The organism is Blastopirellula sp. SH421, assembly GCF_057808535.1.
Genome location: NZ_CM173712.1, coordinates 257528 through 283618 on the forward strand (window position 1 = coordinate 257528; position 26091 = coordinate 283618).

Below are 26091 nucleotides of genomic sequence, written 5' to 3' on the forward strand. Positions count from 1 at the left end.
ATCCTTCGGGCGAGAAAATGCATGCAGGGCGCAGCGTACTGGCGAAATAGCGACGGCATCCAGTACGTGCTTATAACCTGATCGGTCCCAGCCGCGAAAGCCATGAGAAAACGCGAATTCGATCGGAGGTATTTCACATAAGGAGGAGAGCAGCGGCAATTTTGGTCTACAATGAGGGCAACCACGCCGCTCCCTTCAAATTTAGACGCCTGCATATGAAACGCCGTAAGACAGTCGCGCTGCTGGTCGAAACGTCCAACGCGTACGCGCGAGGGATCTTGGAAGGGATTATTGCCTACGTCCACGAGCATCAGCCCTGGTCGATTTATGTGCCGGAACAAGAGCGCGGCGCGTCGCCGCCGGCATGGTTGAAAAGCTGGAAAGGAGACGGGGCGATCGTCCGAATCGAGACTCCCCAAATCGCGGACGTCGTAAAAAAGCTCAAAATGCCGGTCGTGGATGTCAGCGCCGCCCAATTAGTGCCTGGCGTGCCGTGGGTCGAAACGGATGACGCCGAAATTGCGAGGACCGCGGCGGATCATCTGTTGGAGCGAGGGTTTCGCGAATTCGCCTTCTGCGGCGAGCCTCATTTCAACTGGTCGAAATGGCGTGAAGAAAATTTTGTCGAGCGTCTTAAGCAAGCGAAGCGACGTTGTCACATCTTTGAGTCGACGCCGCGTGATAGCGACTCGTATTCGTGGACGCGGGAAAAAAGTCGGATGGCCGCCTGGTTGCACAAACTTCCCAAGCCGGTCGGGTTGATGGCCTGCTACGACATCAAAGGGCAGCAGGTGTTGGACATTTGTCGAGAGTTGGAGATTGCCGTGCCTGAGCAAGTCGCGGTGATCGGCGTTGATAATGATCGCTTGCTGTGTGATCTTTGCTCGCCGCCGCTGTCGAGCGTGATCCCCGACACTCGCACCACCGGTTACGAAGCGGCGCGGCTGCTCGACCGTCAGATGAACGGCGAGGCGGTCGGGGACGAGGGAATGTTTGTACCGCCGCTAGGAATCAACACGCGGCAATCAACGGACGTGATGGCGACCGAAGATCCAATCATCGCCAAAGCGATGCAGTTCATTCGCGAACATGCATGTGACGGCGTCAACGTGCAAGACGTCCTCGCGGTCGTACCGCTGTCGCGGCGCGTGCTTGAATATCGCTTTAAAGAAGCGGCCGGCAAAACCCCGCACGAAGCGCTGGTTCAGGTGCGGCTCGATCGCGTCCGCCAACTGCTGCGCGACACCCAACTCTCGATGGCCGACATCGCCGATCGAACCGGGTTTGAGCATGTCGAGTACATGAGCTCGGCGTTTCGGAAGAAGACCGGGATGTCGCCGTCCGAATATCGGCGACAGGTGCAGCCGAAGTAGCAGATGATCCTGGCTCTTGACTTGGCGTCCGGTTAATTCTATATTTGCTTAGGCGAATGTAATGGTTCAAGCATGAAAACGATCACCTCCACCTTAAATCCCGAGCTAGCATTTCGCGCCTTGTCTGATCCGACTAGGTTGCGGATTTTATATTTGCTCCGTAAGGGAGAGCTATGCGTGTGCGATTTGGTCAACGTGCTGGACGTGCCGCAGCCGACCGCTTCGCGACATTTGGCCTATTTGAAAAAATCAGGCCTAGTCACGGCTCGCAAGGAAGGACTGTGGCAGTATTATCGTTTAATTCCGGCCGTCAGCAAGTTTCATCAATCGCTGTTGAAGTGCGTTACCGATAGTGCCGAGTTGTTGCCGCAACTGACGACCGATCGCGATTATTTGAAGTCGTGCGGCGAAAGCGACTGTTGCGGGTAGGGTCTGCTGTGCGGACTATGGCAATCATCGCAGGGTATTGGTCCGCACAGCGGGCCCTACAACCTGCGATCTTTTTTTAATTCATATATTCGCTTAAGCGGATGCAGTAAGGGCTGACTTACCGAGGGAGAATCGATGAAACGCGTTTTAGTACTGTGCACCGGCAACTCGTGCCGTTCGCAGATGGCCGAAGCTTTGTTTGAGGTATTGAGTGAGGATGCATGGCAAGCGGAATCGGCCGGGTCGAAGCCTTCTGGCTATGTTCATCCATTGGCGATTCGCGCGATGAGCGAGCTGGGCATTGATATCTCGGACCACGAAAGCAAGCACGTCGATCAGTTCACCGACCAGCCGTTTGATCTTGTCGTGACGGTTTGCGACAACGCCAAAGAGGCATGTCCGGTTTTTCCTGGCGCCGAGCAAACGTTGCACTGGCCTTTTGATGACCCGGCCGACGCGACCGGCGACGACGAAGAAAAGATGTTGATGTTCCGCCGCGTGCGCGACGAGATCAAAGCCCAGATCCTGGACTACTTGTTGTCCGTCTAATTCAAGCCAAGGAAGACTAAGATGACTAACGAAACCAGTGCCGCTATCAAATCCAATTACGGCGCCGTCGCCAATAGCGGTCTATCCAGCGACCATGCAGGCGTCAAAGCAGTCGCCGAGGCGTTTGGCTATTCCGCCGCCGAGCTCAGCTCGATTCCAGCCGGCGCCAACATGGGGCTATCGTGCGGCAATCCGACGGCGACCGCGAATCTGCGCGAAGGGGAAGTTGTTGTCGATCTTGGCTGCGGCGGAGGACTCGATGTATTTCTAGCGGCTGCCAAGGTAGGGTCGACCGGCAAATCGATCGGCATCGACATGACGCAGCCGATGATCGACCTGGCGAAAAAGAACGCCGCCAGCATTGATCCGCCGCCGACTAATGTCGAATTCCACTTGGCGACGATCGACGCGATGCCGCTGGCCGACAGCAGCGTCGATTGCGTGATTAGCAATTGCGTGATCAATCTTGCCGATGACAAAGCGGCAGTCTTCCAGGAGATTGCCCGCGTGCTGAAACCCGGCGGACGCGTCGCGGTCAGCGACATCGCGCTGAAGAAGTCGTTGCCGGAAGAGTTGGCCAACGATATCTCGGCGCTGGTCGGTTGTATTGCCGGAGCCATTCCGATCGCCGACTACCGCCAAGGTTTGCTCGACGCCGGATTCGCCGCAGTCGACGTAATCGACGACGGGGCTGATCTGAACGCCTACGCCAAGGTCGAAAATCAGTCGGGCTGTTGCTCGCCGACGATGAGCAATGACCCCTTCGCCGTCATTGACGCCGGTTGTTGCGGCGGCGGTGAAGCACCGCTGGAGCCAGGCATCCATGAACGATTGACGGAACTGCTTAAAAAGTATGACGTGAATGAGTACGCTGCGAGTGTGAAAGTTTACGCAGTGAAGCCGTAAGCGAAAACTCGTCCATTTTGGTGAAAGAGAGTCAGGCGCCGGGGAAAACCTTGGCGCCTGTTTTCGTTTAGGATCCTCATGAAAAGAAGATTGCGGCGGCCGTGGGCGGCCCGCTATAAGTAAGGTAATGATCGGCGGTTCTATCGCCTGATGCGCGGCGTCTTGCGGCTGGAAAGCAAAACCGATGAAAACGTTGTCTTCGATCCTGCTCTCATTTCTCATTGTCGCCGCTTTGCGTGCCGACGAGCCGCGGAAGTTGAATCAGCCGGAAATCTTGGAATATCTACAGCGAATCAGCGCTGCGCAGCGGGCGAATCGAGAGAAACTGAAAGCTTGGACCGGCGTCTATGAAATAACGCTGCGGATGCGCGAGGAAACGCCGATTCGCATACTGAAGAAATTGCAGTTAACAGACAAGTATTGGTACGTCACGCAAAAATTTCGCCTGAGTTTTGTGACCGATCTGACGAAGAATCGGCAGCGAACGAAACTACAGCCTGAGCTGGATCAGTACGAATCGCTGGGTGGCGAATTTCTAACGGCCAGGAGTCGGCTGGAACCAGCGCAGTTGCGAGAGAATTTTTATTGTTGCTTACGGACGCCGACCGATTTCTTGACATTTCAGCCGAATGCGATCCTGGGCTTGCGTACCCAACAATCGACGTTGCCGGCGATGTTCGTCCGCGGCCGACGTATTGAGCGATTTGGTCCTGACCATTCCGATTCGTTTGTATCGCCTGATCCCCGCGAGTTTAGCGGCGCTCACTATGGGGCGCGGTTACATCAGTTCCTGGAGGGTTTTGCGGAATGGACTCGAAAAGAGGAAATGGAGTTGCCCGTGGTGATCGAAGGGACAGAAGACGCAGGCATATTTACGCTGAAATTCACTTCCGGTACAGGCGATACGGAGGAGCAGATCCGACAAAATCCCCAAACCATCAACACGCTCAAATTTGACAAAGCGAACGACTATCAATTGGTGGAAACCGAGGTGATCGACCTGGCTGGGAATAAGAATAACGCTGATCCCGCGCGGGTCGACCAGCGAAATGTCATTCAGGTGCAATACGTGCAGCGCGATGGGATCTGGCTGCCAAAACTGTATGACGAACGTACCGTTGATCGCATGGGCATTGTCCTTCATTCGACGCGCAAGCTGATAGAAAGTCAGGTCAATCAGCCTGTAATGGAAAGCGATTACACAATGGCGGCGATCGGAGCCATGGAGGGAGACCTGTACCAAGATCATGAACAGAAGAAAAGCTTCGTGATCGATCGCAATCTTCAGTTGGTCAAGCCAGATGCCTTTGAACCAACGGAAGCGGCGAAGCAGCGCCTTGAAGCAGGGGCCAAACCCCGTTGAAGAGTTGAGCCTGAGAAAGCAAAACCGATGAAAGCTTTGACTGCGATCGTGTTGTTACTTCTGATCGTCGCAGTTGTGCGCGCCGATGAGCCGCGAAAGTTGAGTCAGGCGGAAACTCTTGAGTACCTAGGGCGGATCGCGGCGGCCCAGCACGCGAATCTAGAGCCGCTGAAATCATGGAGCGGGACTTACACGGTTACGCGCCAGCAAAGAGATAAGGTTCCCTACCGATCGCCCAATACCGAGCGAGAACTGGGCTCACCAGATTATTGGGTTCGATTTCACAATCAGTCGTTCGATTTTGCGATCGACTTGCAGCACGATCGCGTCCGGACCGAGATGACGTTTGATCCGATCTATTTTGAAACATTGGCGGGAGAGACTTTGCCGCAGGAGCTGATCAAGCAAACGAGTTTTCGTTCGAGACAAAGTGACGAAGGTCGCGCCAAAGATAAGATGCACGTGCTGCAACTGCCCTGCGAATTCGTGACTTTCCATCCGCTACAGACGTTTCCGATGCATCGGGCGAAATGGGATCATCCCTTCGAACAGAATTTTCGCAGCAGAGAGGTCGTGCGCTCGGCAGCGCGAGATAGCAACTCGTACTTCTATCCTGATCCGCGTGAGTTCGGGGCCAGCATTTACGGACAAAACTTGGCTGCGATCGCTGATTATCTTCGCTACCAAAATCACACAATCGAATGCTTTGTTGAAGGCGCTGGCGATGCCGAGCTCTTTATCCTCCATCAACGTTTCTATCCCCAGGGTGAGATCGATCCTGTCGCAAGCTTGCAACCGGACCTCCAAATCAAGTTAACGTTTGCAAAAGCAGTTGGATACCAAATGGTGGAGGAGGTTTTTGAGGAGCTCACTCAGCAGACCGGAACATCCGCTCAGCCGGCAACGGAGTTTTGCAGAGTGAGCACAATTGCTTACCAGCAGTACGATGGGATTTGGCTGCCGAAAGTCTGGGAAGATAAAGGTCTGATCTCCGTTGGAATTGGCCGGCAAGAGACGTTTTGCTTGACAAGATGCAAGATCAATCCGCCGCTGACCGACAGCGATTTCAGTCTGTCAGCGCTTGGCGTTTTGGAAGGGGATATCTACAAGGACGAGATTGACAAGCAGACTCTTGTCTTCGATCGCGACCTTCAAATGGTTGAACTGAAAGACTTTGAGCCAAGCGAAGAGGCGAGTGCGCGGATGAAAGCTTGGGCTAAGGCCGCACGGCGATAGTCAGCTGTTTCTGTTTTTCTGAAAATTCCGCTTGTAGCGATTTGACTTGCTCCATCCGTATGACAGGCTTCCCATTGGACAACTGTCACTTTTCAGCACACGGATGAATTATGTCGTATCTCATTCTCTTTTGCGCCTTGATTGGGTTTGGCTGTTACATGGACTGGAGCGTCATGCTAACTGCCGGGCTCACCTTCGGCGGGATGGCGATCTGGTTCTTGTTGATGAACCGCCGCTTGGCCATCCCGAAGTAACGCGGCTTCAATCATTTCGACGATCACTTGATCGCCGCGAATCGTTGCTTCTTCGATCGCGGTGCGTTCGGTGATTCGGCTGCGCGGGTTGGGGTTTTTGACGCCAGCGGCTAGGAGCAGTTTGACTATTTCACCACGACCTTGACGCGCGGCGAACCAAATTGCGGTTTGCCCAGATGGATCGATCTTGTCGACATTGGCGCCATGCTCAATCAGATAGGCGGCGATCTCCGGCGTGCTGGCCATCATCAACAGCGAATGCCCCTCTTTGTCGGTGTAGTTAACGTCAAAGCCGCGATAGACCAATGCTTCGAGCTCTGGCAGTTTGTCGGTTGAGACCGCGTTGACAGCGCGGCGCTCCCGCGACTCGCGCTCATCGGTGTTGTTCTGGTGGGCCCAAATGACGCCGAAGAGAATCGCATGCGCGATCGTGATCGTTAAGAAGGCGCCTAGCAGATTGGTGACGATTTTCAAAAGTGAGCCAGCTGCGATCTCGGCGGCGCTGCCGCGAATCAAGCGATTTGGGGTCAAAGTCCCCGGTGGCGGCAACAGGCCGCGACGCATCTCGTCATAGATGCCGATCACGCAGACCTCGGCGCCGACCGGCACGCGTTTTTCTTTCATCTGCGGCACGAGAAGTTCCATGTCGAAATCTTCCGGCAAATCTTCTTCCTCTTCCTCGTCGTCGTCATCCTCGTCATCGCCTGCTAACCGGTGCTCGGCATCCCATTGGGCCAGCTTTTGCAGACTCGCGTCTTTGTCGCGGGGAAAGAGATCGTCGGCCGACAGCTTGCCGATGCGCATGTTCTTTTCGACTAGGCCATCTTCGTCGGACCAGACTTCACCAAATACGCTGAGCAGGCTCATCATTTTGACGCCAGAGCGATCTTCAAACTCGGTGCTGCGCAGATAGTTGGCGGCGTTCTGAGCGGCGTCATAGCCATGCACCAGTTGCTCATCAAAGCCTTCCACCTGTGGAAAACCAAACATTCGGATGTCACCCCGCGAGCCGCGGATGACACAGGGAACCATCAAAAAGCCGGCGAATTCAGATCCGGGGTTTTCTTGTTCGGGAACGTCGGGAGGAGAGCGTCGGATCAAGTCATACTCACAGACAACGCATTGTTCACCGCTAAACGGCGCAAGCAGCGGCTGGTCGAGCGGATGAATGGTCCCGCTGACAGCGACCACTTTGCCATCCTCCAGCGGCTCGTGTCGATCGATGTCGCCCAGTCGCGCCGCATCGCGCCAAGCAGTCCAAGCGCCTTGCAAAGCTCCCAGACAAAAGAAGACGACCAGCCCGATCACCCCGGCGCCGATCAAGTTGCCGGGCCACTCAAAGATTTGGTCGAGCCAATAGAAATAACCGCACACCAGGCCTGCCAGCAGCAGCAAGGCCAACACGCATCCGCGCATCATCGGTCGGGTGACTCAGCAAAGAGGGAAGGGAGGCAGCGGGCATCGCTGCTCGGCTCTGTTGGTGTCAATGTAATCCGTGGGAAGCAGGAATGCTACGGTTTCGCGAGATCAGCGGCCGAGACGGCGCCTGCTCGCTTTAGGAGGAGAGCGACATAAGGGCGCTTCGCCTGAATAGCAATGTCGAGCGGCGTCTGGCCGGTCGCCTGGTTCTGGCAATTAACGTTGGCGCCGGCGTCGATCAGTGCTTCCACATAGTTACTCGAGCCGACTTGAGCGAATACAAACAGCAACTCGGCGACTTCGGGATCGTCAGGATCGAGATGCAATCGCCGCAGCGCGAGATAGTTCATCACATCTGGCTGGCTATTGCACAAAGCGGAACTACCGCACCAGCCGACATTGTCGACGTCACAACCATGGGCAACCAGACCAACAACGTCCATTTTGTCGCCGCGCATGAATGTAAACATGATATTTCGATTGAAACGGGTGCGATACTCATCAATGCGCGACAAGAAAATGCCGATCAGTACGACGCTTGCCAGAGTTGCGGCCATCAAGATAATGACCACGACCGAACGTTGGCGGAACTGGCCGCGAAACCTACCTGCAATCCGTCCCACACCGATCTGCAGCAGTGCTGACCAGATCAAGATGGCGAGTATTGGGAGCGTTAGGTGGAGCGCGATCGGCATTGTTGCGCCGGGGAAATTGATAGAGATTGCTCTCTAGTTTAAAGGGGGCCAAAGAACGACGCTATACGTCCGGCTACGATTTCGCCCCGGCTTTCTTCAGCAGGTCGAGGATCTTTTGCTTCCCGCACATCTCCGCTTCTTCTAGCGGCGTTCGGATCGCGTCGGGGTTCACGGCATTGACGTTGGCGCCTGCGTCGATCAATGCTTGGACGCGTTCTACGTCTCCGCGTTGGATCGCCAAAGTCAGTGCCCGTGGATGTTGAAGATCATTCAGTTTCCCGACAGACGCCGTGTAATAGGTCTCCTCAATGTAGTCGTAGCCTTGGTTTTTTGCTTGGCGTTTCGCAATCAGCGGATGAGGAGGGAAAATTTGCGACGAATGCTTCAGGTGAAGTACCGGCGGCGTGAATTGGAACTTAGGGCCGGATAACAAAGTCGCCGGTTGAGGATTGGGCGCTGGCAGATTTGCTTCGAATAAGTAGGGGGCAAGAGACGCGTAAGTTGCGGAATTCGCGCTGCCATAGGAGTAAGGATCGAATGTCGGAGCAGGAAGCTTAGCCCCCCGGTAAAATTGGGCGATTTCCTGGCCAGCCTTTGTCTGGGCCCAAATCCAAGTCGATAATGTTGCTGGAATCGCCAACACAACAAAGAAGCAAGCGATTGCCGCCCGCTTCTGGGGAAAGGGAACCCCCGGCAACTCAGGTTCGTCAGCAGGTAAGTCCGGCTGGTCGCCCTGGTCCCGCCAAGCGATTTGCAGCATCGCGGACCAAAAGACGACGGTCAATGTCATCAAAGCGATGCCGGTCAGGCTGTCCCACCGGAACTGATCAGGCCGCAGTCGCCAGAAGTAGAGCCCGGCTTGGGCGGCCGCGAGGGCTAGCAGCATTAGCAGGTTACGCATCATGAGCTCCGTTCAGCGAGAGGTACGCGGTTCGGCATGGCGTCAAAGCTAGTAAGGTCATTATTCGTCTGCAGCTCTGTTTGGTCTAGGCATTTATCGTCAGACGTGTCGCAGTTTTGTCTCACAACGCGAAGTTCGTAGTCAAATCGATATCTGCTAGCTGACGCGACTGGTTAATTATCGGCCCCAGATGGAGGTTTGGGTAAAATTTAGGGGCGAGATTCCGGTTTTTTTCGTATCCGAACGATTTGGCACGGATATCGCCTAATAAGTCTCTCAACTTCCCCCCAAGTTCGGAGACTTTCCAATGCTCGCCATCCAATCCTTCCTGATTTTCGCCGGTTTTGCTTTTTCGATGATTGCTTTGGCCGCTGCTCTGCGTCCGGTCAAACGCACCACTCCGTTTGGCTGCTAAACCTTACGTATGCCGAGCGAATCTCCTGCGCACGGCAACCTCCCATCGGCTTACTTTCGGACAGATGAAAATAGTGACAGGCTCATCCGCCATAAAAGCGCTATGGTTGACCCTGTTTGGTTATGCATCGATAATCCGGCTTTTACTGCACCATGACGCCTCGACTCAGTCGGATTTAGTCGATGAAAATTCACGAATACCAGGCGAAGCAGCTTCTCCGCGACGCAGGCGTCGCCGTCCCGCGTAACATCGTCGCCAAAACGCCAGAAGAGGCGGCCAAGGCCTACGACGAGCTCGGTGGCAAAATCGCCGTCGTCAAAGCTCAAATCCACGCGGGTGGACGCGGCAAAGGGACGGTAAAAGACAATGCCGACCAACGCGGCGTCGTGCTCGTTAAATCGGCTGCCGAAGCGAAAGCCGTTGCCGCCGCATTGCTGGGCAAAGAGCTCGTTACCATCCAGACCGGCCCCGAGGGGAAACAGGTCAATCAGGTTTTGGTCGAAGAAGGCTGCGATATTGCCCGCGAACTCTATATGGGGATCGTGCTAGATCGCGCCGCCGCCAAGCCGGTGTTGATGATGTCGAGCGAAGGTGGGACCGAAATCGAAGAGGTCGCCGCCCACAGCCCCGAAAAGATTTTGAAGGAACATTTTGATCCTTCCCGTGGGCCGGATGCATTTCAGGTTCGCAAGCTTTGCAAAAAACTGGGTATTGAAGGCGCTGCGGCCAAAAGCGCATACAAGTTTATCCAAAACCTTTGCAAGGCTTATGTGGAGACCGACTGCAGCTTGCTCGAGATTAACCCATTGGTCATCACCGGTTCGGGCGACATGATCGCGCTCGACTGCAAGATGAGCTTCGACTCGAACGGCTTGTTCCGGCATCCCGAAATCGTCGCGCTACGTGACCTGTCCGAAGAAGAACCGGCCGAAGTCAAAGCGGCCGACACCGGGCTGAGCTACGTCAAGCTCGAAGGCAACATTGGTTGTCTGGTCAACGGCGCCGGCCTTGCGATGGCGACCATGGACATCATCAAACTGCACGGCGGCGAGCCGTCGAACTTTCTGGATGTCGGCGGCGGAGCCAATGTCGATCAAGTGACCGAAGCATTCCGCATTTTGCTGGCCGACAAGAATGTGAAAGCGGTCTTGGTCAACATCTTTGGCGGGATCATGCGTTGCACGACGATCGCCACGGCGGTGGTCGAAGCATACAAGAGCGTCGGCTTTAACGTGCCGTTGGTCGTCCGTTTGGAAGGGACCGAAGTCGAGCAAGGTCGCAAGATCTTGTCTGAGTCGGGAATCCCGATCATCATCGGCGACGGTTTGACCGACGCCGCGAAAAAGGTTGTCGCGTCTGTCGCGTAGTTGTCCTGCGAGCGACTCGGACACTAGCCCGCAGCGCAAGCGAGGGAATGCGGTTGGGAGCAGTTTTCTTCTCCTGATAACATTCAAAACATGACAAGGTGCGTCTAGACGCACCCTACGAAGTTTAAAAAAATCCCTTAGGCTAATCACCACCAGAAGAAGCTGTTCCAATGAGCATCCTGATCAACAAAGATACGAAGGTCATTTGCCAAGGGATCACCGGCCGCGTCGGCGGCTTCCATACCAAGGGTTGCCTTGAGTACGGCACCAAGATGGTCGGCGGCGTCACGCCAGGCAAAGGTGGCCAAGAGGTCGAAGGTTTGCCGGTTTGGGATACCGTCGAAGAAGCGGTAGCCGCGACCGGTTGCGAAGCGACCATGATCTTTGTACCGCCGGCTGGCACGGCCGACGCGATCCTCGAAGCGCTCGACGCCAAAATCAAAGTGATCATTGCGATCACCGAAGGTGTGCCGGTTCTCGACATGGTTCCGGTTTACGAAAAGGTGCGAGCCTCCGACTCGGTCTTGATCGGACCCAACTGCCCCGGCGTGATCACCCCTGAAGAATGCAAGATCGGCATTATGCCGGGCTACATTCACAAGAAGGGCCCGGTCGGCGTGATGAGCCGCAGCGGTACGCTCACCTATGAAGCAGTTTGGCAGCTGACCAGCTTGGGGTTGGGCCAGTCAACCTGTGTCGGTCTCGGCGGCGATCCGATCGTTGGCTCCTCGTTTATCGACCTGCTGAAGATGTTCCAGGCCGACGGCGCGACCGAAGCGATCATGATGATGGGCGAAATCGGCGGTACCGCCGAAGAGGAAGCGGCCGAATACATCAAAGCCAACGTCGACAAGCCGGTCGCCGCGTTCATCGCCGGACGCACGGCTCCTCCTGGAAAGCGGATGGGCCATGCCGGCGCGATTATCTCGGGCGGCAAAGGAACAGCGGACGAGAAATTTGCCGCACTGCGAGCCGCCGGCGTCGAAATTGCCGAAAGCCCAGCCGACATGGGGACCGCCCTGAAGCGGGCGATCGAAAAGAAGTAAAGCTCGCACCAGCATTTACGATCCAAGGTAAGAACGCGTTCCATTCGGGACGCGTTTTTTTAGTGCGCATGAGGGGTATCGATTCGAGGTGCGGGAAATACCTAATAAGTAATTCTCTGCCGGAAAAAAACTTGAGTGCAATAATACACCCAGAAATTGAGAATAAACGACTTTGTGGTCTTAAATGCGGCGCCGTAATCATCTGTGTCAAAAAGCGTAAGTCGCTGGCAAATATCTCCTTCCGATGTAATCGGCAGCTACCTACGATCGGTCTTTGTCCACAATAAATCATTCTCATCTTTCGGATTGAAAAACAATGACGAAGTCGCGAACGGCCTTTACGCTGGTCGAGTTGCTGGTGGTCATCGCGATCATCGGCGTCCTGATTGCTCTTCTTTTGCCTGCAGTCCAGCAAGCGCGCGAAGCGGCGCGCCGGATGTCGTGCGGCAACAATCTGAAACAGCTCGGAATCGCGATGCACAACTATCACGATACCTATGGCAAGTTTCCCCCGGGCTATTTTCAAACGCTGGGCTATGACGACAAGCCGGCAGGCACTTCCGGCCATCAGCAGCGTTACTGCTATGCCCGCTGCATTTTGCCGTTTATCGAACAGCAAGCTCTGTGGGACCTATTGGACGCCGGGCAAAAACAGAACGTCCCCTCCTGGCAGATTCCAGGCATCACTCAAGTTGTGACTGGATATATGTGTCCATCCGATGGCGCCGGCCCCAAGGTTAGTAAAGAAGGGTTTGGCGGTAATTATCTCGGCTTTCATGGCGAGTCGCGTTATTACGATAGCGGCGGCAGTGCCGACGAACGAATGGCTGGAATGTTCTTTGCTCGCTCTAAGGTGCGCATGGCCGACGTCAGCGACGGAACCAGCAATACGATGATGATGGGCGAGATTAATCTTGTGCCTGAAGGAGGCGTCGATGCTTCGGTGACCGATCGTCGCGGCATGTACAACATGTGCTATACCGGCAATGCGACAATCTCGGCCAACGTCACTCCCAACTCGCTAACGCCGGACGTGCAAGAAGCGGGACGCTTTGTAAATGTTGAGAAATTCTCCCCCGCGGTCAGCGCCGGGTCAGGCGGTGTCTATGCAACCTACTCGCGTAGCCATCACCCGGGCGGCGTGCAGGTTGTACTGGTCGATGCGTCAGTACGCTTTGTCGGCGAGACTGTCGATACCAACATTTGGAAGGGAGCTGCAACGCGCAGCGGCGGCGAAGTCACTCCTCAGTGGTAAGCGTGTTGGCGGGCTTTTAATCTCTCAGCGAATTGCGTGGAAACCAATCATGAAGTTCAATATGACAACTGCGGCTTGCCTGTCCATCGCCGCTCTGATGCTGGTCGGATGCGGAAAAATAGGAGATGGGCGCGAGCGGTTTCCGATCTCCGGAACGGTCACCTTTCAAGGCGCGCCTCTCGAGCAAGGAAAGCTGATCTTGATGCCGGCCTCAGGGGAGACCAACGCAGGAGCAACCCAAGTGGTAATGATTCATCAGGGAGCGTTTCAGGATCTGGCGACGCCTGGTCCGAAGCGAATCGAATTTTACGCGAGCTGGCCGAATGGCAAAATGATCACGCTCGAAGATGGCTCGCAGCGCCCGGACGAAGATACTTTACCGCCATCCTGCAATGTACAAAGCAAGTATGAATTTGTTGTGCAGTCAGGACCCAATGAAGGAATTGTCTGGGAGCTTCCATAGCGGCTGAATGAAACTAACGTCAAAACATAGCGAGCAGTAAGGGGCTTACGGCTCGATCCCAGTCTTTGAGGAAATGCTTTGCATTGGCGGATCCCGCAGTGATATCATGAGACATCACTCGCTCCGCCAATCTGCGTACCTCTTGCCTGGCGCTGATCCATGAACCAGCTTTCTTTACTCCGTGCTTTTCCCGGTGGCATCCTCTGCCCGGCGCTTCTGGTCGTCGCTCTCTTGGCCGGTTTTGCAGTCACGGGCGCAGCTAGGGCTGAGAGCGCCGAGCCTAAGCCGCCGAATGTTGTCCTCTTCTTTGTCGACAACCTAGGGACCGGCGACATCGGTTGCTATGGTTCTCAGCTGCACCGTACGCCGCACATTGATCGCCTGGCGGCAGGAGGGATGAAGCTGACCAGCTTTTATGTCGCCAGCGGCGTTTGCACGCCGAGTCGGGCGGCGCTGATGACTGGTTGTTATCCGCTACGTGTCAACATGCACGTCGGCGGCGAAGGCGCCGCGGTATTGCGGCCGCTTGATACCAAGGGCTTGAATCCGCATGAAATCACCATCGCCGAAGTTTTACAGACGGCGGGCTATGCGACCGGCATCTTTGGCAAATGGCATTTAGGGGACCAGCCACGGTTTCTGCCAACTCGGCAAGGCTTTGACACCTTCTTTGGTATTCCGTATAGCGACGACATGGTCAAGGATCTGCGGCCAGAGTCTTGGCCCGAGCTACCATTGATGCGCGATGAAACCGTGATCGAAGCGCCGGTTGATCGCGATTTGTTGGTGAAACGCTGCACCGAAGAAGCGATCAAGTTCATCGAGCTCAACAAGGACCGCTCGTTCTTTGCGTATATTCCCCATGCGATGCCGGGCTCGACGAATCGTCCATTTTCTAGCCCCGATTTTCAGGGGAGATCCAACAATGGTCCTTACGGAGACAGTGTCGAAGAGCTCGATTGGAGCACCGGTCAGATCATGGCGACCCTCCGCCGACTGCAACTGGATGAGAACACGCTAGTCATCTGGACCAGCGACAACGGCGCCCCACGACGTAATCCGCCGCAAGGGAGCAATCTGCCATATCAAGGGGATGGTTACAACACCAGTGAAGGAGCGATGCGAATGCCGTGCGTACTGCGCTGGCCCAGCCAGATCGCTGCCGGACAGAGCAGTGATGCGGTTTGCTCGACCATGGACCTGTTGCCGACGATTGCCATACTAGCTGGCGCAACCATGCCAAAAGCGGATATCGATGGACATGAAATTAGACGCATTTTAACTGGACACGCAGATACGACTTCTCCTTGGGACGAGGATGGATTCGCCTTTTACTACATGGATCAGCTGCAGGCGATTCGCGCAGGTCGGTGGAAACTCTATCTTCCGCTCGATCCCAAGACCGGACTTCGTTTGCCTCCGGCCGCGAGTAAAGAGGGGAGTGCAGCGCTGTATGACGTTCGCAACGACGTTCACGAAGATCAAGAAGTCTCGGCCCAGCATCCCGACGTCGTCGCGCAGCTCACCAAAATGGCCGAGCAAATCCGCCGAGAGATCGGGGGCGTTAAGCAAGCAGGAACCAGGCAACGCGCTGCCGGCAAAGTGAAAAATCCGCAGCCGCTAGTTCTTGGGTCTGGTGCACCAAAGCAGTAGACACCTTCGGCGCCGAAAATTGCCATGTGATGTCACACTAGGTGGATTGCGGCTATCACGGCATAATTTGTTGCGTGATGCAGTGATAGGCGCCGAGTCCCCAAACCAGGTCGAGCGCCGGAAGGGGAACGATTTCGCGTTCAGGGAAACAGCGGCGCAAGACTTCGACCGCGGCGGCGTCGGCGGGATCTTCAAACTGGGGAACGATCACCACGCCGTTGCCGATATAGAAGTTGCAGTAGCAAGCAGGGATCCGCTGCTCGCCGACAAACTTGGGTTGCGGCATCGGCAGTTTGATCACTTCAAAGGGCTGGCCGTGTTGGTCGGTCATCTCTTGTAGACGCACGAAGTTCTCGGCGAGCGGCTGATGGTTTTCGTCGCCGGTGTTGGCTTCGTAGGCGGCGACGATGCGGTTGGGAGCGACAAAGCGAGCTAGTTCGTCAATGTGCCCGTCGGTGTCATCGCCAACAATGCCACGGCCAAGCCACAGGACTTTCTCGGCGCAAAGATAGTCGCGTAAATAACGCTCCATGTCATCGCGCGAGAGGGTCGGGTTGCGGTTGGGATTGAGCAAGCACTCTTCAGTGGTCAGGATGACGCCGGCGCCGTTCCCTTCAACAGCGCCTCCTTCCAGGATGATGCCGGGCTCAAAATAGGGAACGCCAAGATCGGCGAGTAATAGTTGGGCCGACGCGTCATCGGCGTCCCACGGCGGGTACTTGCCGCCCCACGCGTTGTATCGCCAATCTATCGCCGCGCGCGGTTGAGCGCTGCTAGTTGATTGCAAGAAGATGGGGCCATGATCGCGAGCCCACGCGTCATTGGTGCCGATCTCGTGCAGCGTGACATTGGGGAGATGGCCAACCATCCGCTGTGCTTCGGCCAGCGCTGCGCCAGCAGCTTGGATGTGGACAGGTTCGAACTGCGAGAGGGTCTCGACTAGTCGCTGGTAGACAAACGGGATTGGTTCAAACTTGTCGGGCCAACTTTCGCGATTGTGGGCCCACGAGAGAAGGGTGCCGGCATGCGGTTCCCACTCGGCGGGCCAGCGATAACCGAGCTGTCGCGGTGTGCCTGAGAGCTTCGCCATTAGAGGGCGCCTTCGTCGAGATAGCGTTTGGTGATGCCGCTGTAAGCGTCGATCCGGCGATCGCGCAGGAAGGGCCAGTGCGTGCGGGCAAAGTCGATCTGCGCCAGATTGCATTCGACGATCAAGATTTCTTCCCGGTCATGCGAACCAACCTTCAGCAGATTGCCGTTGGGATCGCTGACGAACGAGTGTCCCCAAAATTCGATCGTTCCTTCCAGACCGACCCGATTGGGGGCACAGACGAAGACGCCGTTGGCGATCGAATGGCTGCGCATCATTGTTTCCCAAGCCGAGACTTGGGCCGGACCATACTCGTCCTTCTCGTCAACCAGCCAGCCGATCGCGGTGGGATAGAAGAGGATCTGGGCTCCGCTGAGCGCAGTCAGACGAGCCGCTTCGGGGAACCATTGATCCCAACAGATGCAGACGCCGACACGGCCAAACTTGGTCTGGAACGAGCGGAAGCCTAGATCGCCCGGCGTGAAGTAAAATTTTTCGTAGTAATGGGGATCGTCTGGGATGTGCATCTTGCGATAGATGCCCAACTGCGTTCCATCCGCATCAAAGACAGCGGCGGTGTTGTGGTAGAGGCCTTCGGCCCGCTTCTCGAACAGGGACGCGATCACTACGACGCCGTGCTGAGCGGCGGCGGCTTGAATCGCTTGGCTGGTGGGGCCGGGGATCGGCTCGGCCTCTTGGAACTTCAAGTGGTCTTCTTCCTGGCAAGGATATTGCCCGGCGAACAACTCTTGCAGGCAGACGATATTGGCGCCCAGTTTGGCCGCTGCGGCGATCTGCGCGACCGCTTTGTCGACGTTATCTTGCTTGACGGTCGAGCAGGTCATTTGCACGACGGCGACGTTGACTTTTTCTGGAGTTTTTTCAGGCATAGCGGCTCTAAGGGGGCCAGAAGAGGAAGTGTCGGCGGTTATGATTTTGCACAGAGAGCGGGCCGCGCAAACACGCGCATCTTGTGTGATATTACAACAGCGGCGCCAGCGAGAAAACTACGGCTTGGCGCGGATTGCGGCGCTGGCTGCGATCGACACGATCAACCGAGGACTTTAAACACGACGATGGATCTAGGAGACGCACTGACCCGGTGGACGATCCGCGGCGCTTTGACGCTGCTGGTGGTTTGCTGCGTAGGTCGACAGTTGGCCGCTGATAGCCGCCGTTGGCAGTCGATGGATCGCGTGCTGTGGCCGTTGGCGTGCGGCTTGTTTCTGACGCACATCGCGGCGGCGATCTATTTCTTTCACCACGGCAGCCAGGTCGAAGCGTACGACGACATCGCTCGGCAAACCAAAGCGACGCTGGGCGCCGCAGTGGGGGCAGGGCTGTACATTAATTATCTGATGGCGGCGGTTTGGACGCTGGATGCGGTGTGGCTGGTAGCTGCACCGCAAAGTTATCGCCGGCGTGCCCCAGGAATCGAAGCGGCGGTGGTGGGTTTCTTTCTGTTTATTGCGTTCAACGGCACAGTTGTCTTTAAGACCGGTTGGTTACGCGCGGCCGGGATTGTAGGAACCGTGGTGATTGTCGCTGCGCTGACTAGGCGCATTTGCCGAACGACCGACTGCAAAAAGTAGGTGTCGCTGTTTCTGAGTGCAAGACGCGCTGCAATGAGGCGTGATCCCTGTGGGGGACTCGATAGCTACTCAATCAATACAGCGATTACATCTAGTTATCCGCAGTGTGCCATTGTGTGCAGAATATGCCTCATGCGGGCGGGTAGGTTTTCCTCAAAATGAGCAAAAATGCGCATTTTGCGCTTGCACACAAAGGATAAGTGTGAGCAACAAGATCGGGAGCATTCAGCGGTTTGGGGCTTTAACATCATAGGTAGTGAAATTGGACCGTTCTCAAGTTCGCCTATTTCCGCCGCAACTTGATTGCGATTCTGCAGCCGAAACGATCGACGTAGGAATGTTGCGTTTCCATTCATTCCATTGATTCAAAATGCTTGGCGACATTCTTGTTAATCGCTGTTGTGCTGCGTAACTCGGCAGAGCCCTGAAACCCGAGTCTGATCTTTCTTATCATCTTTTCATTGGAGTGCTTACGCGATGTCTTATTCGAATCCAAATCAGCGATCGGCGTTTACGCTGGTCGAATTATTGGTGGTGATCGCCATTATCGGCGTGCTAATCGCACTTTTGTTACCGGCGGTGCAGCAAGCGCGCGAGGCGGCGCGACGGATGCAATGTACGAATAATCTAAAGCAAATGGGGCTGGGGCTACACAACTACCACGACACTTACCAGACGTTTCCGTGTGGTGCACGCGGCATGGATGATTGGGCGCTGAAGAACGGCAGCAACTGGCGCACTTCGATCTTGCCGGGGCTAGAACAAAGCGTGATTTTTGACCAATTGGATTTCAGCGGCAGCTTTGCCGGCAACAGCTATGCTGGCAACGAAGTCTTGATCAAGCTGAAAGTCGACGCTTATCTTTGTCCTTCTAGCGCCTTGCCGGTTTTTGACACCGCCGTCGGAAACAATGACTTGGAAGGGATGTGCCATCACTATGTCGGCTTGCAGGGGGCTGCGCCGACAGTTCCCGGCAACGTCGGGGGCACTGCGGATTGCGGGCATGGTTATTCATGCAACAACGGGATGATGTCGCCCAACGAGTACCGCGGCTTTCGCAACTGCATAGACGGGACTTCCAACACCGTCTTGTTGTCGGAGCAGTCAGGGCTGACCAACAATCTGAATCGGACCGCCAACTACTACGGCGGTTGGCATGGCGCGCGAAATTATAGCCACGTCAATTCGACCACTCCGGCCTGTTCCGATCTCTGGCAATCAGGAACGTCCTGCGTTCGCTTCGCGATCAATTCCGACATCATTCAAGTGGGAGCGACCGATACGACCTATCGCAATAATACCATCTTGAATTCGTTTCACCCCGGCGGGGTCAATATGTTGTTTGCCGATGGCAGCGTTCATTTCATTCCAGAAACGATCGATTTCGACATGCTGAAACGGCTGGCCGTTCGTGCAGATGGATTGACCGTCAATCTCTAACCGCAGCGAGCCGCGTTTGTCCATCGAAACTTGTCACGCTGTTGTTGGTGCGTGACGAGAATAGCCATTGCCGCTGCAATGCGATTGTTTCTTGTTCAAGTATTTATTCAATGAAATGAGCCATCATGCATCGTTCAATCCTTCTCCTGTTCTGTAGTACAGCTATCCTTGCGGCTGGCGTGGGCTGCGGAAATTCTCATCCCTATCCCGTTGGCGAGGTGAGCGGAAAATTGACGTTGCGCGGGAAACCAGCGCCATCCGACCTAGAAATCTTTTTCCTGAGCCAGCAGACCGGCGCCGCCTACAAAGCAGTCGTCACAGATGGAACCTTCCATGTAGAAGAGCCGGTACGCGTTGGCGAGTACGTCGCCTATGTGCAACCGGCCGTCGATCTGAACTTGGACATGTCGGCGCCGCCCAAACCGGTTCGCGTCAACTCGGAGATCCCCAAAAAATACTCGAACGACTCGGACAGTGACCTGCAGGCTAGCGTGCAGGAAGGGGAAAACGATTTTCAGTTCGATATGAAGTGAGCGATCTCCTCTCTCTTGACCCAAACGACGACAGTTGACCCGTTGTCGTTTGTCTGCTGCGTCAGGTTTTGATTCGGCAAGAATCCAGAAGCATCACCGGGGTTGCGACATTCATCAGAGGCAACCTCTTGGATCTCTTGCAGGCAGGGCAGCTGCAATCAGACGGCCCTGCGGCAGATCTGCGAGTAGCAACGGCAACTATCGCGTTGCTGAAACGATGCAATTCTTAATTATCGGTTCGTGACCGTTTCGTTCTCGCACTGCTATCTGATTCGTGTTTAGCGTGATCATCGTTGCTAATTTAGGCGTTGTCGTCTGATTCATGCATGGATTGCAGTTCGATTGAGAGGCTTTTCTTTGCTCTAGAGTGGGTAGTTGGTCTTCAGTTTGTTTTTGCACACAAAAGCTTAATGATTGCAATTACATCGGGAGTATGTTGTTGCTGAAAGACCTAGTATGAGTAGTGTCGATTCGGAACGATTAGTCCAGTGAATCATTTCATAATTCGGAACTCGTCCACTCACTTATCCTGGTCATCGCATTGTCGCTTCATTAGCTCGATGCGGTGCAAGTTTCGCTTTCTCGATTGTAAACCGACGTAATCGAGGATTGCATGTAAATCCCGTTGGTAGAACGACGTTGCTTCGTCGTGTCGCTGACGCTGCGCAACTCGGAAGAGGCAAAATCCCGAGTGAAGTCATTTTCTTCCATATCTTTATCGGAGGGTGCGCAAATGAGATTTCTTTCGCGTTCTTGGCGATCAGCATTTACGCTGGTCGAGCTACTGGTTGTCATTGCGATTATCGGCGTCTTAATCGCGCTGTTGTTGCCTGCTGTGCAGCAAGCGCGAGAGTCAGCCCGGCGATCCTCTTGCACCAACAATCTCAAGCAGATGGGATTGGCGCTGCACAATTTTCACAGCACCTATGACAAGCTGCCGCAGGGTGAAACCGAGCATCAACTCTCGGCCCACATGCAGTTGATGAACTACCTGGAGATGGACAATCAACGCGACTTGATTGACATCAACGTGGGGCCATTCGTCGAACCCAACTTTAGTGCCGCCCAAACGCAACCCAAGACCTTCATTTGCCCTTCCGATCCGTTTCCAGGCTCGGGAGATCCCATGGGTTGGACCAGCTATTTCGCCAACGCTGGACGATGGGTTCATATCAAAGGATGGGACGGTGTTTTTGGGCCTTGGGGAGATGTAGGCGGTGGAAAGCGTCAACGCGATTTGCGGTTCGCATCGGTGACGGACGGGCTTAGCAATACGTCCGCTTTTGCCGAGTGCCCATTGGGAGCAGGCGAGTCTGGATCAGAACCATCTCGCTTCGATTGTTACGAGTTTGGCGCTCCTCCAACGGGAGACTTAAACGCGGCGGCCGCCGCGTTTAAAGCGAAAAACTGGATGACGGAGACCATTCCGTGGGAAGGCGATTGGCGTTATCGCGGCTATCCATTTTCTGAAGGTTCAGTTTGGCGAAATTGGTACAACCATCTGCTGCCGCCCAACAGCACCTGCTGGCGTCCCGATGATTGGTGGAAGATCGTTGCACCTGCAGGCAGCTACCATCCTGGCGGCGCCAACGCGGTGCTGTGCGACGGCAGCGTGCAATTCTATCCCGAGACCATGGATGGCGAAGTTTGGATGGCGTACGGATCGCGCGATGCGAAAGATCTGATCACTCAATAAGCTTTCCCGAATCGGCCTCAATTTCTGAGACTAGCTCCATAGGTCCTACCGTGATTCTTTCCCAACTATACCGGCGCAAGATACAGCGTATCGCAACGTTAAACGGAATGTTGATTCCGCTGGCGTTGCTTCTTGTGAGCGTAGGATGCGGCAAACCTCAAAAAGAAACGCTTAGTCCACAGGCGCAGGAAGAAGTTCGTGCGCAGCACGTTGATATGCAAAAACGAGAACGAAGCAATAAATAAGATTGCAGATAAATCGAGCATGTCTACGCTTTTATATCAACTTCAAGTTCTTATTGCCTCTGATTGCATTTATAGATTTATTAATTTCAACAAGGGTTTGTCTAATGAAGAAACATGGGATGCGTTTACGAGCGTTTACGCTCGTCGAACTGTTGGTCGTGATCGCGATCATTGGAGTGCTGATCGCGTTGCTGCTGCCGGCGGTGCAACAAGCACGCGAAGCGGCGCGGCGGATGAGCTGCTCGAACAATTTGAAGCAGTTGGGCATCGCGATGCACAACTATCACGATACTTATCAAGCCTTTGCGTATAACGGGGTGCCGCAATCGACGACCGGAGCTCGTCAACGCGGACCTTCCTGGTTTGTCCGCCTCTTGCCGTTTATGGAGCAGACCTCCGCCTACAATCAAATGACATTTACCGGCGATTGGTCGATGCAGGATGGTCCTAGTCCTAATTCGACGGTCTTGGATGGCTTGATTGTCAAAGGCTTGTACTGTCCCTCTAGCCCACTCGATTTAACGAAAACGCAAGCGACAAACAGCAACGGCACGGTCACGCTGCAGCGCGCAAATTACGTTGGAATAACCGGGTCCTATTATAAAGGGGGAACCACGGCGACCGTTTCCACCTTCGCCCAAGATTCCGTCTATGGGGACGCCGTCTATAACGGTTCGATCGTTCCGATGTTCAGCAAAAGCCCCGTGTTGGGAATGCGGAACATGATCGACGGGACCAGCAATACGATGTACGTCAGCGAGCAAGGGGATTATCAGTACAACGGAACGGACAAAGTAGACCGTTACTCGAGCGGGCATGCAGGATCGACTTGGTCCTGCGGCTCCGGCGCTGCGGACTGGACCCAAAATGTCACCACACTGCGTTTCCCGATTGGGACGTACGGCGGAACCGGAAACGCCGCCAACTACAACGTGAACATCCCGTTCATCTCTGCGCATCCAGGCGGCGTGATGGCGGGGTTTGTGGATGGTTCCGTTCACTTTATTCCAGAAACGATTAACTTCGCCACGTTAACGGCGTTATGTGATCGCCAAGACGGAGCGGTGGTGGGCGAGTACTAATCGCCGTTCGCGCCGGCGATCAACGGCGACGTAAAGACCAAAATGAAGCCAAAGCAGGCGATGCAGCGATGACTGCTCGCCTGCTCTCTTGAATCCATCGATTGACGCGTTCATTCTCCTTTCTTCCTGATGTGTAAAAATGCCTCGTACGACTCTCTTTTGCCTGCTGTTGAGCATTGCGTTCGCTGCGGCAGGCTGCAGCAAAAGTAACTCCGACGTCAATCAGGTTTCTGGAAAAGTAACCATGGATGACCAGCCGTTGGCGAACGCTCGGGTCAGTTTTATGCCGGCCAAGGGGCGACCTTCCCAGGGAGTCACCGCCGCCGACGGGACTTACAAGCTGTACTACATCCGTGATACCGAAGGCGCCGAACAAGGAGAGCACAAAGTAAGCATTACAACCGAGCCTGAACAAGCGCCCGTCTCGCAAGACGGCGTTGAACGAGAAGTCGAATCGAAGCCTGAAAAGATACCGGCAAAGTACAACTCAAAAACGAAGCTAACGGCCGAAGTGAAGCCGGGGCCGAATGTGGTCGACTTTGATTTGGACTCGAAATAATTTTGCCCTGTCTGCACTGGTAATTGATTGACGCCACCTTGGATGGCGTCACCGCTCGGATCCGTCGGCAAGCAGGCCCCCAGAAACAATTCTGCAGCGCAGTAACAGGCGGTTAACTCTCACCGCCAAAAGTAGCAGAGGTTTTTAACGAGGTCGAAGTTGCTTGGACCTCGAAGCCGACATCCAGGAGGCGTGCAAGCGACGCTTGGCGATGGTTCGGTTCCGTTTATCGCCGACACGATCGATATCCTTACCTGGCGTAGTCTGTCGGGCATGTCCGACGGCAAGGTCTTGGGGGACTACTAACAGTCGGTTGAAAAGGCCAGGGTGGATTTTTTCAATCTCGCCAGGTTCAGATCGCAGCTTTCACGGCTCACTTAATAACCACTTACGCCGCTACGTTGGCGTCTCCTCCATCAGACGCAGCAGCCTATTGAGCAAATCAACAGGCTGCTAAGCATCGCCCTGCGACTGTTCATCAGGCTCTCCACCTTGGTCGGAGAGCCTGATTTGTTTCGTGCCGCGCTGGGTTAACCTTGCTGCAAAGCACGTTCAGCGCAGGTTCAGGCGATGGGCTGAGCTCGACATGCGGTGGCTTGTGGCGATCTCGACGAGTTACGTGAAGCTGGCTTCAGATTCCTCTCGAATGGGAGGTGGAATGTGCAGACTTTGCGGGATGATCATGCTGGGTCTGTCGAGAGGTATTCTTTCCGCTTCGTCAAACGCGCAGCAAGGATGCACTGTGGCAACGTCGAAATTTCTTAGAGGTAGCGGGCCGAAAATTAAACTGCTTTTGATTCACTTGCGAATCAATCGCGAGATATGTTTCTAACAGCATTCCGCTCCATTCGAGCCGTTTATTAGCAGGCAGCGCTCGATCGTTTATCGCCATTCGTGCTTTTCACCAGACAATGGCATCTTTGCTGGCCGGCGATTTTCCATGTTTGAAAGGGGCGAGTCTTGAGCAATGTATCCACGAATGGTCGTAGGCAGGCGTTCCTGTCGCAGCGGTCCGTAGTTGCTTCTCATGTCCCGCCAGAGGCTTTCTCGGCGCCAAATCGCCAGATTGAGAGAACGATCATCGTCGGCGAAGTTTTCGTCAGCAAGGAGCCGGCGATCATCACCACGTTATTGGGATCTTGCATCGCCGCTTGTCTGTATGATCCGTTTTCGCGGATCGGGGGGATGAATCACTTTATGCTTCCCCAGTCGCACAATCAGACTACCAATGCTTCGTTTGGCGTGCACGCTATGGAACTGTTGATCAACGGAATCATGCGACGCGGCGGAAAACGAAACCGCCTACGGGCAAAAATCTTTGGCGGTGCGAATGTCTTGAATCTACAGGCGGACGGTCTGCAGGTCGGAGACAGGAACATTGAATTCATTCATCGATTTTTGCGCGATGAACAGATTGAGCTCGCAGCGGAACGAGTCGGTGGTAGTCACGGCGTAAAGGTATATTTTCATACCGCGCTAGGCAAAGCCGCCGTAAAGCCGCTAGAAAATCGTGTGCTGAAAAATACGTTGCAGCGAGAAGTTCAATACGTCCATGAGTCGAGGTCCAAGCAGTTTCAATCGCCAGGGCAAGTCACCCTGTTCACTTGAACGGAGGTCGCCCCCAGCAGCATCTGGCGCCGGTTATTAACGCTGCGGATGGCGCGAAGGTCGAGCTTCGCTGTCACTTCGTTTGACGCGTTTCGCCAACTCTGGAGGCGCACTGACGAACGCCCACAGGATACTACCGAGCAGTAGTCCGATGCCGGTCATGCTGAAGAAGGGCAACGGTGCGTTCCAGTTTTCAAAGCCGTGATGAAGCCCGGCGCCAAAGATGGTCGCCAGCGTGACGATCGGAAAAAAGAAGGCGGCCAGCACGTTCAGCCGATGCGCCGAGATCGCCATGCGATGGCTGGCGTCGGCCTGACGCTCGGTCTGTTGGGCGATCGCGAAGTCAAGTTCGTTCTTCGCTTCGTTGTACAACAGCTCTGCTTTCCGCTCGAGTTCATACGCGCGATCGCGGGCGTTGATCAGCACTTTGTGATTGTCGCCCAGTTCCCGAGCCTCTTGCATCACCGCGTGTAGGTTGCGCGTCGCTCGCAGCAGCGGGCTAAGATCAGAAATCACCTGAAAGTAAGCGGCTGATCCTTCGGCCTCTTCTTCTTTTTTTTCCAGGTGATTGATCGCCGCCGCGTATTGCGCTAGATGCCGCTCCAGGGCGCCTTCGCCTGAACCGACATCGCTGGAGTTCCATTCTCCGTTGGCGTCTCGCCAAAAGTAGCGGCCGGTTCGATTTTTTTCGCCCGGTTTAGGAGGTTGATGCAAAACAATCAGTAAATGCCCATCCGACGCCATCACGCGCTGACGGCCTACTTGATCCCCCAAACGGAGGCGAAAAACCCCGGGAATGTCCCAAATGGCGGGCAAAATTGACTTGGTGTTCATCAGCGGGCTCGCGCAGGTGATAAAAATTCGCGGCTCAATGGAGTTTCGCTGCGGATGGTTGAATCTTAGTCACTTCAGGCGTTGCGAT

General features: G+C 55.0%; 26 protein-coding genes. 20 read left to right on the forward strand and 6 right to left on the reverse strand.

The window, feature by feature from the left end; translation table 11 throughout:
• The first annotated feature begins 215 nt into the window (after window positions 1-215).
• The 6 genes from SH421x_RS01025 (at window position 216) to SH421x_RS01050 (ending at window position 5856) form a co-directional block, all read left to right on the forward strand.
• Window positions 216-1373 carry a XylR family transcriptional regulator gene (locus SH421x_RS01025; protein WP_488853440.1) on the forward strand — a complete coding sequence of 386 codons (1158 nt, stop codon included), beginning with the start codon at window positions 216-218 and terminating at the stop codon, window positions 1371-1373.
• Between the two features lie 72 nt (window positions 1374-1445).
• A complete protein-coding gene (locus tag SH421x_RS01030) occupies window positions 1446-1802 on the forward strand; it encodes an ArsR/SmtB family transcription factor (protein ID WP_488853442.1) in 357 nt (118 codons plus the stop codon).
• Window positions 1803-1937: 135 nt separating this feature from the next.
• Entirely contained in the window at window positions 1938-2351 is a 414-nt protein-coding gene (locus SH421x_RS01035) for an arsenate reductase ArsC (RefSeq protein ID WP_488853443.1), read from the forward strand.
• Between the two features lie 21 nt (window positions 2352-2372).
• Window positions 2373-3257, forward strand: a complete 885-nt coding sequence (locus SH421x_RS01040; RefSeq protein WP_488853444.1) for a methyltransferase domain-containing protein — start codon at window positions 2373-2375, stop codon at window positions 3255-3257.
• 184 nt (window positions 3258-3441) lie between these two features.
• Window positions 3442-4620: a hypothetical protein gene (locus tag SH421x_RS01045; RefSeq protein WP_488853445.1), complete on the forward strand. Its 1179-nt coding sequence runs from the start codon at window positions 3442-3444 to the stop codon at window positions 4618-4620.
• A 27-nt stretch (window positions 4621-4647) separates the two neighbouring features.
• Window positions 4648-5856, forward strand: a complete 1209-nt coding sequence (locus SH421x_RS01050) for a hypothetical protein (RefSeq protein ID WP_488853446.1) — start codon at window positions 4648-4650, stop codon at window positions 5854-5856.
• 176 nt (window positions 5857-6032) lie between these two features.
• Here SH421x_RS01050 and SH421x_RS01055 read toward each other — a convergent pair whose 3' ends face one another.
• The 3 genes from SH421x_RS01055 to SH421x_RS01065 form a co-directional block, all read right to left on the reverse strand.
• On the reverse strand, window positions 6033-7529 hold the full coding sequence (locus tag SH421x_RS01055; protein WP_488853447.1) for an ankyrin repeat domain-containing protein: 1497 nt from the start codon (window positions 7527-7529) through the stop codon (window positions 6033-6035).
• A 92-nt stretch (window positions 7530-7621) separates the two neighbouring features.
• Window positions 7622-8224 (reverse strand): ankyrin repeat domain-containing protein, encoded by a 603-nt coding sequence (locus SH421x_RS01060; RefSeq protein WP_488853448.1) that lies wholly within the window; start codon window positions 8222-8224, stop codon window positions 7622-7624.
• A 73-nt stretch (window positions 8225-8297) separates the two neighbouring features.
• Window positions 8298-9128 carry a hypothetical protein gene (locus tag SH421x_RS01065; protein ID WP_488853449.1) on the reverse strand — a complete coding sequence of 277 codons (831 nt, stop codon included), beginning with the start codon at window positions 9126-9128 and terminating at the stop codon, window positions 8298-8300.
• A gap of 594 nt (window positions 9129-9722) precedes the next feature.
• On the opposite strand from SH421x_RS01065, the gene sucC reads away from it, so the two are divergent.
• From sucC to SH421x_RS01090, 5 genes are all read left to right on the forward strand, one after another.
• Window positions 9723-10907: an ADP-forming succinate--CoA ligase subunit beta gene (sucC, locus tag SH421x_RS01070; RefSeq protein WP_488853450.1), complete on the forward strand. Its 1185-nt coding sequence runs from the start codon at window positions 9723-9725 to the stop codon at window positions 10905-10907.
• A 170-nt stretch (window positions 10908-11077) separates the two neighbouring features.
• Window positions 11078-11953, forward strand: coding sequence for a succinate--CoA ligase subunit alpha (gene sucD / locus SH421x_RS01075; RefSeq protein ID WP_488853451.1), 876 nt, complete (start codon window positions 11078-11080; stop codon window positions 11951-11953).
• Between the two features lie 316 nt (window positions 11954-12269).
• Window positions 12270-13208, forward strand: a complete 939-nt coding sequence (locus tag SH421x_RS01080) for a DUF1559 family PulG-like putative transporter (protein WP_488853452.1) — start codon at window positions 12270-12272, stop codon at window positions 13206-13208.
• A gap of 49 nt (window positions 13209-13257) precedes the next feature.
• The gene (locus SH421x_RS01085) at window positions 13258-13671 is read left to right on the forward strand and encodes a hypothetical protein (protein WP_488853453.1); all 414 of its coding nucleotides are present in this window, start codon (window positions 13258-13260) and stop codon (window positions 13669-13671) included.
• A 159-nt stretch (window positions 13672-13830) separates the two neighbouring features.
• The gene (locus tag SH421x_RS01090) at window positions 13831-15324 is read left to right on the forward strand and encodes a sulfatase family protein (RefSeq protein WP_488853454.1); all 1494 of its coding nucleotides are present in this window, start codon (window positions 13831-13833) and stop codon (window positions 15322-15324) included.
• Between the two features lie 55 nt (window positions 15325-15379).
• Here the strand turns inward: SH421x_RS01090 and SH421x_RS01095 are convergent, their stop codons facing one another.
• Window positions 15380-16414: an agmatine deiminase family protein gene (locus SH421x_RS01095; protein ID WP_488853455.1), complete on the reverse strand. Its 1035-nt coding sequence runs from the start codon at window positions 16412-16414 to the stop codon at window positions 15380-15382.
• On the reverse strand, window positions 16414-17304 hold the full coding sequence (locus SH421x_RS01100) for a carbon-nitrogen hydrolase (protein WP_488853456.1): 891 nt from the start codon (window positions 17302-17304) through the stop codon (window positions 16414-16416). The genes SH421x_RS01095 and SH421x_RS01100 overlap by 1 nt, the downstream gene beginning before the upstream one ends.
• Window positions 17305-17490: 186 nt before the next feature.
• On the opposite strand from SH421x_RS01100, the gene SH421x_RS01105 reads away from it, so the two are divergent.
• The 9 genes from SH421x_RS01105 to SH421x_RS01145 all read left to right on the forward strand — a co-directional run bounded on the left by SH421x_RS01105 (window position 17491) and on the right by SH421x_RS01145 (window position 25169).
• Window positions 17491-18006 (forward strand): hypothetical protein, encoded by a 516-nt coding sequence (locus SH421x_RS01105; protein WP_488853457.1) that lies wholly within the window; start codon window positions 17491-17493, stop codon window positions 18004-18006.
• 477 nt (window positions 18007-18483) lie between these two features.
• Complete coding sequence (locus tag SH421x_RS01110) at window positions 18484-19446, forward strand: DUF1559 family PulG-like putative transporter (RefSeq protein ID WP_488853458.1); 963 nt, start codon at window positions 18484-18486, stop codon at window positions 19444-19446.
• A gap of 125 nt (window positions 19447-19571) precedes the next feature.
• Window positions 19572-19979 (forward strand): hypothetical protein, encoded by a 408-nt coding sequence (locus SH421x_RS01115; protein WP_488853459.1) that lies wholly within the window; start codon window positions 19572-19574, stop codon window positions 19977-19979.
• Between the two features lie 733 nt (window positions 19980-20712).
• Entirely contained in the window at window positions 20713-21675 is a 963-nt protein-coding gene (locus tag SH421x_RS01120) for a DUF1559 family PulG-like putative transporter (protein ID WP_488853460.1), read from the forward strand.
• A gap of 107 nt (window positions 21676-21782) precedes the next feature.
• Window positions 21783-21920 (forward strand): hypothetical protein, encoded by a 138-nt coding sequence (locus tag SH421x_RS01125; RefSeq protein ID WP_488853461.1) that lies wholly within the window; start codon window positions 21783-21785, stop codon window positions 21918-21920.
• 119 nt (window positions 21921-22039) lie between these two features.
• Window positions 22040-23002, forward strand: a complete 963-nt coding sequence (locus tag SH421x_RS01130; protein WP_488853462.1) for a DUF1559 family PulG-like putative transporter — start codon at window positions 22040-22042, stop codon at window positions 23000-23002.
• Window positions 23003-23141: 139 nt separating this feature from the next.
• Window positions 23142-23561, forward strand: coding sequence for a carboxypeptidase regulatory-like domain-containing protein (locus SH421x_RS01135; RefSeq protein ID WP_488853463.1), 420 nt, complete (start codon window positions 23142-23144; stop codon window positions 23559-23561).
• Window positions 23562-23720: 159 nt separating this feature from the next.
• Window positions 23721-23867, forward strand: coding sequence for an H-X9-DG-CTERM domain-containing protein (locus SH421x_RS01140; RefSeq protein ID WP_488853464.1), 147 nt, complete (start codon window positions 23721-23723; stop codon window positions 23865-23867).
• A gap of 654 nt (window positions 23868-24521) precedes the next feature.
• Window positions 24522-25169, forward strand: a complete 648-nt coding sequence (locus SH421x_RS01145; RefSeq protein WP_488853465.1) for a chemotaxis protein CheD — start codon at window positions 24522-24524, stop codon at window positions 25167-25169.
• Between the two features lie 36 nt (window positions 25170-25205).
• Here the strand turns inward: SH421x_RS01145 and SH421x_RS01150 are convergent, their stop codons facing one another.
• The gene (locus tag SH421x_RS01150) at window positions 25206-26003 is read right to left on the reverse strand and encodes a hypothetical protein (RefSeq protein WP_488853466.1); all 798 of its coding nucleotides are present in this window, start codon (window positions 26001-26003) and stop codon (window positions 25206-25208) included.
• Between the last annotated feature and the right edge of the window lie 88 nt (window positions 26004-26091).